This window comes from Cognatiluteimonas profundi, from assembly GCF_009792795.1.
GTDB classification, from domain to species: domain Bacteria; phylum Pseudomonadota; class Gammaproteobacteria; order Xanthomonadales; family Xanthomonadaceae; genus Cognatiluteimonas; species Cognatiluteimonas profundi.
The window spans coordinates 818190-830161 of sequence record NZ_VKHQ01000003.1 but is presented as its reverse complement, the minus strand read 5'-3'; the positions used below and the strand labels follow the sequence as shown (position 1 = coordinate 830161).

The 11972-nt window shown below is 63.3% G+C and carries 6 protein-coding genes and 1 tRNA gene; all 7 read left to right on the top strand.

The features are described 5' to 3' along the window. Positions 1-10: 10 nt before the first annotated feature. The 7 genes from GST15_RS05845 (at position 11) to GST15_RS05815 (ending at position 11949) form a co-directional block, all read left to right on the top strand. Positions 11-313, top strand: coding sequence for an integration host factor subunit alpha (locus GST15_RS05845; protein WP_159016272.1), 303 nt, complete (start codon positions 11-13; stop codon positions 311-313). Next, positions 306-662 carry a MerR family transcriptional regulator gene (locus GST15_RS05840; protein ID WP_159016271.1) on the top strand — a complete coding sequence of 119 codons (357 nt, stop codon included), beginning with the start codon at positions 306-308 and terminating at the stop codon, positions 660-662. The genes GST15_RS05845 and GST15_RS05840 overlap by 8 nt, the downstream gene beginning before the upstream one ends. Positions 663-858: 196 nt before the next feature. Continuing rightward, positions 859-935 (top strand) — tRNA-Pro (locus GST15_RS05835). 345 nt (positions 936-1280) lie between these two features. Then, positions 1281-9464 carry a hypothetical protein gene (locus GST15_RS05830; protein ID WP_159016270.1) on the top strand — a complete coding sequence of 2728 codons (8184 nt, stop codon included), beginning with the start codon at positions 1281-1283 and terminating at the stop codon, positions 9462-9464. 181 nt (positions 9465-9645) lie between these two features. Further along, positions 9646-10878 (top strand): TIGR03032 family protein, encoded by a 1233-nt coding sequence (locus tag GST15_RS05825; protein WP_233263060.1) that lies wholly within the window; start codon positions 9646-9648, stop codon positions 10876-10878. After that, complete coding sequence (locus tag GST15_RS05820) at positions 10875-11321, top strand: EF-hand domain-containing protein (protein WP_159016269.1); 447 nt, start codon at positions 10875-10877, stop codon at positions 11319-11321. The genes GST15_RS05825 and GST15_RS05820 overlap by 4 nt, the downstream gene beginning before the upstream one ends. A 55-nt stretch (positions 11322-11376) precedes the next feature. After that, a complete protein-coding gene (locus GST15_RS05815; protein ID WP_159016268.1) occupies positions 11377-11949 on the top strand; it encodes a hypothetical protein in 573 nt (190 codons plus the stop codon). The last annotated feature ends 23 nt before the right edge of the window (positions 11950-11972 follow it).

The following is an 11972-nucleotide window of genomic DNA, read 5'->3' as shown; positions in this document are numbered from 1 at the left end:
GGGGAACGATATGGCTCTGACCAAGGCTGAAATGGCCGAGCGTCTGTATGACGACGTTGGACTGAACAAGCGCGAGGCGAAGGAATTCGTCGACGCGTTTTTCGACGCCTTGCGCGAAGCGCTTGAAGGTGGCCGCCAGGTCAAGTTGTCCGGCTTCGGAAACTTCGACCTGCGGCGCAAGAACCAGCGTCCCGGACGCAATCCAAAGACCGGCGAGGAAATTCCGATTTCCGCACGCACCGTCGTGACCTTCCGCCCAGGGCAGAAGCTCAAGGAGCGGGTCGAGGCTTACGCGGGGGTTGCGCATGCTTGATCCGGGCAGCAACCGCGAACTGCCGCCTATCCCGGCGAAGCGCTACTTCACGATTGGCGAGGTCAGCGAGCTGTGCGACGTCAAGCCGCACGTGCTGCGTTACTGGGAAACCGAATTCCCGTCGCTGAATCCGGTCAAGCGTCGTGGCAATCGTCGTTACTACCAGCGCCATGACGTGTTGATGGTTCGCCAGATCCGCGGCCTGCTGTACGAGCAGGGCTACACGATCGGTGGCGCACGCCTTCGGCTGGAGGGTGAGGACGCCAAGCAGGAATCGGCGCTCAGCTCGCAGATCATGAAGCAGGTGCGGATGGAGCTGGAGGACATCCTGCAGTTGCTTCGCCGATAGACGCCCGAACGCGGCGCGGCGCGCGGCGGCTTGTTGGGGGCGGTGCGTACGCGGGTTCCTCGCGGCGCGGATGGAGCTGGACGAGGTTCTCCAGCTGCTCCGTCATTGATCGCCACAATCCCTGCACGCCCGCTTTTGATGGGGCGAATGTTGCGTGCGGGTCCCGTCAGTGAGTGGGCTATAATCGTTTTTCAGTCGGGGCGTAGCGCAGCCTGGTAGCGCATCTGCCTGGGGGGCAGAGGGTCGTCGGTTCAAATCCGGCCGCCCCGACCAATCACCATTCCAAGTCCGGCCCACAGGCCGGCCGGCCTGTGCCCGTCCGGGCCCGCTGGCCCTGTTTCGTCAGTCGCCGCTGCCAAGGGCGGGCGCAAAGCGCCATCCCGCTGCGCTCCCGTTGCCGAATCGATCGCCATTTCGGACGTTCCCGCAGCGCCCCTGTCAAGCAATAAGTGACGCTGCGCGTCAATTGTGTGAGCGCATTCACAACCCCTTTGCAATGCAATTCACCCCATGTTTATACTTCGCGGCGCGCATCCCGAGGGGTGCGCGATGCAAGTAGCCAGGGGGCGCCGGATTTCGCAACGAATTCCGGATCGTACTTACATTTGTGGGGATCAAATGAGCGAATCGAAGAACCGGGCTGGGTCTGCCAAGCCACGGCATGCGCGCGTCATCAAGGTTGCACCCGTCACCCGCGCGATCCGCGCTGTGCTGGCCGTGTCGGCAACCGCCTTGGCCCTGACTGCGAGTGGTGCGGCGCTCGCCGCCAACTGCCCCTTTGCGCCAACGACCGCCATTCACTGCAGCGGTCCGACGTACGCACAGGCGCTCCCGCCGGTCTTCGATCTCACGACGATTCCCGATACGCAACCGTTTGCGCACGGCGCTGCGGGTGCGTCTGCGTATTCCATCGCCGCTCCTTCCGGCGGCATTGGCATCACCACGTTCGGCACTGCCGGATTCGCACAATCCAATGCACAGGGGCTTGGCCCGGTGCAGGACCTGCTGGCCGTCGGCTCGCTGTCGCCGGGTCCTGGCGGTGTGAGCGGTGCGGACGACAGCATCATGTACAACTGGCAGTACCCCGGATTCGTCGACTTCTGGTTCCATGCGTACAGCGGGTTCACGGGCACGGCCACGTCGACCACCGGCATTGCAGACGTGATCTTCCTTGAGGCGGATTCGCTCGGGTTCGGGCTGAACGACGGCTCGATGACTGCGTCGGGATATAGCTGGGCGGCGGGGATGGAGGTCGAGGCGACCGACTACATTCATGACCTGCGCAACACCAGTTCTGGCACGATCACTTCCAGCACCAGTGGCAATTTCGGTCAGGCGTGGGGCATCTATGCCGTCGCCGGCAACGACGTGGATGTCTACAACGACGGACTGATCAACGTATCGGCAACCGGTTACGCCGGGACCGCCGCTGGTCTGTTCGCCTATTCCCCGAACGGCACCGCCAGCACCACCAACACCGGAACCATCACGTCCACCGCCAGTGGCGATTTCGGCCAGGCATGGGGCACGTATGCGGCCGGCTACGGCGACGTCTCGGCCAGCAATTCCGGCACCATCACGTCCACCGCCAATGGATACGGCGGTACGGCGACGGGCATGTCCGCCCGGTCCGCATACGGCAACGTGCTTGCCGACAATAGTGCCAGCGGCACGATCGCCGTGACTGCATTCGGGGATGCCACGGGAATCATGGGCTATGCCGTTGGCGGCAATGCCGGCCTCTCCAACAGCGGTTCGATCACAGCCAACTCGTATGCCGGCAACGCCATCGGCATGTACGGCTATTCGGTCTACGGCGACGTCGCGATCACCAATGATGGCCATGTCGGCGCCTATTCCTCTTACGGGCTGGCGGACGGCATCTTCGCGTCCGGCTCCTCGGTCAATGTCACGACGGGTGCGTATTCCGATATCAATGCCAGCGGCTACAGCTGGGCTGCCGGCATCGAAGCGCAGGGCAACTACGCCGCGACCATCGTCAATGACGGTGACATCACCGCCAATGCCTATGGCAATGGTTACGTGTACGGCCATGCGTTCGGCATCTACGGCACGGCGGGCGCAGGTGGCCTGAGCATCGGCAACACCGGTGCGATCAATGCATCCGGCGTGTATGCCGTCGGCATCTATGGCCAGGCCGGCGGTTCGGTGTCCGTCAACAACGCAGGCACGATCACCGTAGGCGCGTCGCCTTACGCGACGACCTATTTCGCCACGGGAATCCATGCTGGCAGCAACCAGGCATACAGCGACGTCAGCGTCGACAACTCCGGTGACATCGCTGCCTACAGCATCCTCGGCGGCACGGGCATCGAAGTCATCGCGACCGGCACCGGCTCGACGGCAAGCGTGACGAACTCCGCCAACATCTATGCTGGCCAGAGCAACAAATACGGTTATGGAGCGGCTGGCATCGTCGTGTCCGCGGATGGTGATTCCACCATCGACAACAGTGGCACGATCACGGCCATCTCCGGTGGCACGGCCTATGGCGCATTGGCACTGTCGTTCAACGGCGATGCCACGGTGACCAACTCCGGCGACATCAACGTCTATTCGACCCAGTCTGCCTACAACTATGGTGCCTACGGCATCGTCGCCGCGTCTTCAAATGGCGGCGCCAGCGTCGACAACAGTGGCAACATCGTTGTCGAATCCACCTACTTCGGCGGTTACCTGGGTAATGGCATCCGCGCGTCGAGCCAGACCGGCACGACCGTGTCCAACTCGGGCAACATCGACGTCACGGCCTGGTACGGTTATGGCATCTACGCCAGCGCCGGAACCGGCGATACGTCCATCACCAATTCCGCCGCCGGTTCGCTGCTGGTTTACGGCCAGGGCTTTGCAATCGGCGCGATCGGCCTGTCGAGCTCCGGCGACGTATCGATCGACAACGCTGGCTCGATCAAGACGTATGCCAACGGTGAATCGGTCGGCACCTTCGCCTCCAGCACGTACGGCAATGCCAGCTCCACGAACAGCAATTCGATCTTCGCGTACAGCTACGCGGGTCCAGCCATCGGCTCGTTCACCCGGGCCAACAATGGCGACGCATCAGTCGACAACAGTGGCACCAGCGTCGCGGTCGCCAGGAACGGCTCGGCGGACGGCATCCGTGCGATCGGAACGACCGTGGAGGTGGCCAACAGCGGCACCAGCTTCGCACTGTCGGCCTACGGGCAGGCGACGGGCATCAGTGCCTATGGCTCCGACTCGGTCAGCGTCACCAACGACGGTTACACCGGTGCGGTGAGCTTGTACGGCGCCGCGGCGCGGGGCATCTATGCCGAAGGTGGCGACATCACCATTGGCAATGGCGCTGCAGGAGAAGTGGATGCGACGGCGCGTTACGGGGTTGCGCTGGGCATCTTCGGGTACGCCTACGCCGGTTCCGCGGTGGTCGACAATGCCGGGACCATCACGGCCATTGGCGGCTATGGTGCGGTGGGTGCGTATGCGGTCGCCTACGGCGATGCCACGCTGACCAACAGTGGGACGATCAACGCGACAGCGAACGTCGGCAATGCCATTGGCATGGGCGGGAATTCCGCCGTCGGCAACGCAAGCCTGACCAACAGCAACGTCATCGGTGTCTATTCCAGCAGTGGTAACGCGGTCGGCCTGGCGGGGTACGCCGCCACCGGCAACGTCGACCTCGAGAACACTGGCGGCATCACCGCCGGCTCGTACAGTGGCGACGCGAATGGAATGAACGGGTTCGCCCTGGCCGGAAACGTCACGCTCGACAACAGTGGCGGCCTCAATGCCTACTCCCATTACGGCAACGCGATCGGGATGTACGGCTACGCGGTCGTTGGCGATGTCAGTGCCACCAACAGCGGCGGAATCAGCGCCTATTCGTACTACGGCCTTGCCGACGGCATCTTTGCGTCGGGCGCATCGGTCGACGTCGCCAACGCGGGCACCGGGGCCATCTCGGCCAGCGGTTATGGCTGGGCAGCCGGCATCGAGGCGCAGGGCAGCGACCTGACGACCGTCACCAACGATGGTTCGATTTCCGCGTATGCATCCGCGGCGAATTACTCGACCGGCGAATACGGTCATGCGTTCGGCGTGTATGCCACCGGTGGCGCGGGTGGCGTCTCGGTTACCAACACGGGCTCGATCTACGCGTCTGCCGCCTATGGTTACGGCGTCTACGCGCGATCGGCTGGTCCAATCACGATCACCAATGGCGTTGATGGCAGCATCGACGTCGGCAGCTATGGAAACCGGGGCTATGTGGCAACCGGCATTTCCGCGGCGACGAACGACGTCGGTGGCGACATCACCATCGACAACAGCGGCGATATCAGCGCGTTCAGCATCTATGGCTCGAACGGTATCAGTGCCATTGCAACCGGCGCCGGCAGCACCGGTTTCGTCAGCAACAGTGGCCAGATCTATGCCAGCCAGAGCAACAAGTATGGCTACGGTTCGGCGGGCATCGTCGTCTCCGCGGACGGCGATTCCACCATCGCCAACACCGGCGGGATCACCACCGTCTCCGCCGGCACCGCGTACGGCGCGCTGGCCCTGTCGTTCAATGGCGATGCGACTGTCACCAACTCCGGCAACATTGACGTCTATTCCACCGGTTCGCTGCAGTACAACGGCGCGTACGGCATCGTCGCGGCGTCGTCGAACGGCGGTGCGAGCGTCGACAACAGCGGCAGCATCAACGTCACGTCCAACAAGTACGGCGTCGGGTATATCGGTAACGGCATCAAGGCCACCAGCTACACGGGGACCACGGTCGGCAACAGCGGCGACATCAATGTCACCGCCAAGTATGCATATGGCGTCTATGCCAGTGCCGGCACCGGCGACACGACCATCACCAATTCCGCCGGTGGCTCCATCGACGTGAACGGTATTGGCCTGGCGCTCGGTGCGCTGGGGTTGTCGACCTACGGGAATGTCTCGGTGGTCAACGCCGGCGACATCCGCTCGTATGCGGACGGCGAGGCGGTCTCGGTATTTGCCAGTTCGACCCACGGGGATGTTTCGGTCCAGAACAGCGGGTTGGCGCTCGCCTACAGCAACAGCAATGTCGCCATCGGCTTGTTCGGCCGTGCGAACGACGGCACGGTTTCGATCGACAACAGCAACGAAGCCATTGCGCTTTCCAACAGCGGATCCGCCTCGGCAATCCGCGCGACAGGCCTCACGGTCAGCGTCGACAACAGCGGCCTGGCGTATGCATCCAGCTATGGCGGCAATGCGAAGGGTATCGATGTCTACGCAGTCGACCTGGCGACCGTCGACAACTCCGGCGCGGCGGTGGCATTGAGCGAATATGGCAATGCGACCGGCATTTACGCCATCGGGGGCAACGACGTTTCGATCACCAATGCCGTTGGCGCGGGAATCTACGCCTACAGTGGCTATGCGAGCGCGCAGGGCGTGATTGGTTTCGCCTACGGCGATATCACCGTGGACAACGCCGGCCAGATCACTGCGGAAGGCTACAACGGGGCGGTCGGTGTGTATGCGGGCGCCAACGGCGACGCATCGCTGACCAGCACCGGATCGATCGACGCGACGTCCTCCTACTCCGGCGCAACCGGCGCGAGCGTCTACGCACGTGGCGACGCAACGGTCGTGAACAGTGGTTCGATCGATGCAATCGGCTATGGCGACACCACCGGCATCCAGGCTCACGCGTATGCGGGCGGCGCCAATGTCACCAACAGCGGTCCGGTCTACGCCTATTCCTACGCAGGGATGGCAATCGGGATCGACGGCAGCTCCAGCTATGGTGACGTCGGCATTGCCAACGGCGGCGCGATCGATGCGGTATCGCTCTATGGCACGGCATACGGCATCCGTGCCGATGGTGTGCAGGCGAGCGTCGGCAACACGGGGGACATCACGGCGACCGGCTACGATCGCGCGGTCGGCATCAACGTAACCGGCTCCGACCTGGCGACCGTCGTCAATGACGGATCGGTCAGTGCGACGGCGACCCGCCCCGGCGGTTTCGCCGAAGGCGTGTTTGCCGGCAGTGATGGCGATGTCTCGGTCTCCAATGGAACCACCGGCAACGTCGGTGCCTACGCCGACATGGGAATGGCGGTCGGGCTGGTCGGGATCTCCTACGCAGGCGATGTCCACGCGGACAACGCCGGCAGCGTGATCGCCGCCGGTGGCTACGTGGCGTTTGGCGCATACGTGCGTGGCTACAACGCCACGGTGACCAATAGCGGCTCCGTCTCCGCAACAGCGGTGTACGGTCCGGCGCTGGGCATGATTGCGCGTGCATATGCAACCGTCGACGTCGACAACGCTGGATCCATCGACGCTACGTCGACCGACGCCTATGCCACCGGCCTGGAAGTCTCGGGCACGACGGTGAATGTCACCACTTCCGGCGATATCACTGCTTACGGCTACTTTGGCGCGACCGGCATCAATGCCTACGGCTCGATGGTTTCGGTGACCAATTCGGGCGCCATCACCGCCACCAGCACTGGGGCTGGATACTCGGCTCCCCTCGTAGCCAGCCCGGGCTTCAATGTCGTGCCTAAATACGCCCAGGCGCATGGCATCTATGCCATTGGCGACGGCGTGACTGTCAGCAATGAGGCAACCGGATCCATCAGCGCAACATCGGCCATGGGCTTCGCCGAAGGCGTGATGGCTTACTCCCACTCCGGCAACACGCTGGTCAATAACGACGGCTCGATCAGCGCCGACGGCATGACGGCCTTTGGCGTCTATGCAGGCGCCTATGGCAATGCGGTGTTCACGGCGGGCAGCACGGGAACGACCACGGCGCTGGCAACGGGCGATGCCTACGGCGCGTATGTGTTCTCGTACGCGGCGAATGCGATCGTCGACAATGCGGGTGCGGTCTCCGCGACCACAACCGGCGGGACGGATACGGCGACGGGTGTTTCGGCCAATGCCTATGCCGGCAACGTCCTGGTCACCAACAGTGGGTCGATCAGCGCGAGTTCGACCGGCGATGCTTCGGCGATCGGCGTGAAGACCAAGGCCGCGGGTACCTCCTTTGTCGACAATTCCGGAACGATCAGCGCCAGCGACCCGGATTACGCAGTGGCGGTCAGCTTCGATTCTGCTGGAATCTCGACCCTGCGCAACACCGGCATCATCCGCACCGAAGCCACGACTGAAGGCCAGGTCGCGGTCCTCGGAGGCGCCGGCGTGCTTCATGTCCTCAATTACGGGGACATCTACGGCGCAGCGATTGCAGGGGCCGGCGATGATGCATTCACCAACGGCAGCGGCGGCGTCTGGCACGTCGGCAACCACATCAGCAACTTCGGTGGTGGCGACGATTCGATCCTGAACGCGGCTGGCGGCACCATTGCCCTGTCGAACGCCGCCATCTACATGGGTGGCAGCGACAGCACCGGCAACAGCTTCACCAACAATGGCTCCATTCGGGTGAACGGCGCCGGGTTGATCGACATGGGCACCACCGGCTCCGCGGCGAACGCCCAGGCGCTGATGAATGGCGGCATCATTGATTTCGTCGACGGCGCCCCGGACGACACCCTGACGATCATCGGCGACCTCGGCGGAGACGGCGCGCTCAACCTGGACGTCAGCGCACTGACAGGGGTGAGCGACAAACTCTATGTCGAGGGCAATATCGCGGATGGTTCGGTCCAGACGGTGAACGCGCAGTTCGCCGGCATTCCGATGCCGACCGACGCACCGATCCCCTTCGCTTACATCAGCGGCAACTCTGTCAGCGGCTCCTTCGTGCCTGGCCAGGTCATCGGCTTCGCTGCCGACAATTTCGTCAACCTCAATGTCGCGGTTATCAGCGACATCGACAGCAGCAATGCCAGTCCCGATGTGTTCTCGCTGGGTGTGCAGCTTGGCGGGTTGAGTGGGTCAGGCATGCTGGCGGCAACCATCGCCCCCAGCGCGAAGAGCCTGATCAACAGTTCCATCGGGACCTGGCGCCAGCGCGTCGGCGTGTTGCCGCGGCAGGATGATGGCGGGTTCAGCCCATGGATCCGCGCATTCAGCGACAAGGGCGATGTGGATCCGCAGAACACGACGCTCGACTTCGCCGACAACAGCGACCTGGGCTTCAACCAGGATAATTCCGGTCGCGAGTTCGGAATGAATTTCGCCCTTCCGGGCGGATTCAACTACGGCGTCCTGCTGGCAAAGGCCGATGGCACGCAGACGCTGCGCAGCGGCTTGGGTAGCGATCGCCTCGACCTGTCGTCGGCCGGCCTGTACGCCACATGGCTGGGGACGGCCGGCCTGTATGTCGACGTGTCGTACCGCTGGATGGACTTCGACGCCAGGCTGACCTCGTCGGGCGGCGTGCAGAAGAGCAGCGGCAATGCGAGCGCGTTCAACGTCGAGGCTGGATTCAACGCCTGGTCGGTTGCCGGCTTCAACATCGTCCCGCAGGCCCAGTACACCCGCACGGACATCACCAACATCGGTACGGTTCACGGCAGCCTGATCGACTTCGCTGCGAACGGTGGCCAGTCCACGCGCGGACGCCTTGGCGTCGGGATCGACAAGACGTTCGAGAATGGCGGGTTCACCTGGACGCCGTATGGCGCGGTCAGCGCGGTGAAGGAATTCGATGGCAAGAGCACTTACACCATCGACAGCGTCTTCCACGGCCAGACCCGCACCGACGGTACCGGCGCCATGCTGGAGCTGGGTCTTGGCACGCGGAAGGGCGGTTTCTCGGCCACCGGCGGCGTCAACTGGACCGATGGTGGCGCCCAGCAGAGCTTCACCGGCGGCCAGCTCGTGCTGCGTTACAACTGGTAAGTGATCGACAAGGGGCTCGACAGGCGGTGGCCTGTCGAGCCCTTTTTGCTGCGATGCGGATGCATGATTAGACGTGGGTCGCAGACAGCCGCATTGACGGTCCGGGATCATGCAGTTGTCCGATAATGGACGTCCGGTTCCAGTCGGAGTCCGGCACGTGAATCAGTAGTTGGAGCAGGAATTGGCAAGCAAGAACCAAGGTTCAGACGCGGACATCCAGAACGTCAGCGATACCGCCCAGATGGACGCGGGACTGGATGTAGTGGGTGCGGCGCAACCAGCCGCTGCCGATGCAGGCACCCCGGGGGCCGGGCAGCCGGGAGCTGGAAAGCCGGCAAAGGCGCCGGTCGACATCACGAAGATGCGGGTCGAGAAATCCTGCTCGCGGGGGCTGGCCGGATGGTTGGCGAGCAATCGCATTTCACTCGCCATCTCGTCCTACCAGACCGGTCGCGTGTACCTGGTCGGCAGCGACAAGCAGGGTCGCGTCTCGTTCTTCGAGCGGATCTTTGAACGCGCGATGGGCATCGTCGGCAATGCGCAGCGCATTTACCTCGGTGGGCTGTACCAGCTCTGGCGGTTCGAGAACGCCCTGCGGCCGAACGAGATCATCCACGGCCAGTTCGACAAGTGCTACGTGCCGCGCAATGCGCAGACGATCGGCGACCTGGATATCCACGAGCTTGGCATCTGCACGGATGGCAGGGTCGTCTTCGTCAACACCAAGTATTCCTGCCTTGCCGAGCTGAGCCAGACCCACAGCTTCAAGGCGATCTGGAAACCGCCGTTCATCAGCAAGCTGGCGCCGGAGGATCGTTGCCACCTCAATGGCCTGGCGATGGTCGACGGGCGTCCCAAGTACGTCACCGCCGTCTGCAAGAGCGACGCAGTCGACGGTTGGCGCGATCGCCGTCACGACGGCGGCGTGGTCATCGATGTCGAAACCGATGAGATCGTGTGCGAGGGCCTGTCGATGCCGCACTCGCCGCGATGGGCAAACGGCAAGCTGTGGGTCCTCAACGCCGGCACGGGGCATCTTGGCTGGGTCGACTTCGCCACCCGCAAATTCGTTCCCCTGGCGTTCTTCCCGGGCTTCCTCCGCGGTCTGTCGATCATCGGGAACGTTGCAGCCGTGGGCTTGTCCAAGCCGCGCAACCAACGTTTCGAGGGACTCCAGCTTGACGAGGAGCTGCGCAGCCGTGATGCAGACCCATGGTGTGGCGTGCAGATCGTCTCGCTGACCAATGGCGACGTCATGAACTGGATCCGCTTTGAAGGCGACATCACCGAGATCTTCGACATCAGCTTCCTGCCGAACGTGCGCAATCCGATGATGATCGGCCTGCGCACTCCGGAAATCCGCGACCTGATCACTTTCGAATCCGACCTGCCCAGCGAGGCCCCCGCAAAATGATTTCCGCAAAGCGTTCGCTCGCCGCCGTCACAAGCCTCGTCCTGCTGTTGTCCGCCTCGGCCGGCTGGGCACAAGGCGCAAGCACTGCCAAACCGCCGCCGGCCGTTGCCGCGCAGGTCAATGCCACCTTCAATGCCTGGGACTCGGACAAGAACGGCGCGTTGTCGCGCACCGAGTTCGAGGCCGGCTGGATGGTGCTTCGCCAGGCGGCCGAAACACAGGAGCGCCTGCGCCTGCAGTTCCACAAGGTCGATGCCAATGGCAACGGGGCGATCGATGCAGGGGAATATCCGAACCTCCTGCTGGTCAAGAACGCCGGCAGCGCCGCATTGCCGCTGTCGTCCTTCGACACCAACAAGAACCAGCGCCTGGAATTCAATGAATATGTCGGGCTCGTTCGTCGGATGTCAGCCAGCAAACCCGTCGCACCGGCAACCAAATGAATCGTCTTGAGTCCGGCTCGTCCCGGCGTGAACCACCAACGGCAGAGGCAAATCCGTGGCATTAGAAATCATCCCGGTCTGGAAGCAGGTCACCCCCGAACTCAAGGCTGAGCTGCTTGCGATGTGGGAGGCCAACCAGGCCATGCGCAACCCGGCCCAGGCCGCCGTGCGCGCCGATCAGGCGGTCTGCATCGCGCGGGACGAGGAGGGCAGGCTTTGTGCAGTCGGTACCGCGGTATTGCGCGTGTTGCCGCGCCTTCGGCAGCCGATGTACTACTACCGCCAGTTCTTCGCGACGGAGGTCCGCGGCCAGAAGCAGACGGCTCCTTTCTTCGAACGCGCGTGCAGCGTGCTGCAGAAATACAACGCAGGACTCGACAAGCCCGAGAGCCTGGGCGTACTGCTCGAGCTGCAAAATCCCCAGCTGGCGGCGCGATACAACAGTGCGCAGGGCGATAAAACGGTATTCATCGGCTACTCGCCTCGTGGTTTCCAGTTGCGGGTATCGTATTTTGAAGGAGCGACGCTGCTACCTCCTGTCGATGTCCGTCGAAATCCAATGCAGGGCATCCGTCAGCCGGGCGCTGGGTCAGCAGTGAGAAGGGCTGGTCGGTCATCGGCCAGCTAGAAGTCATTCGCCGCTTGTAGCGG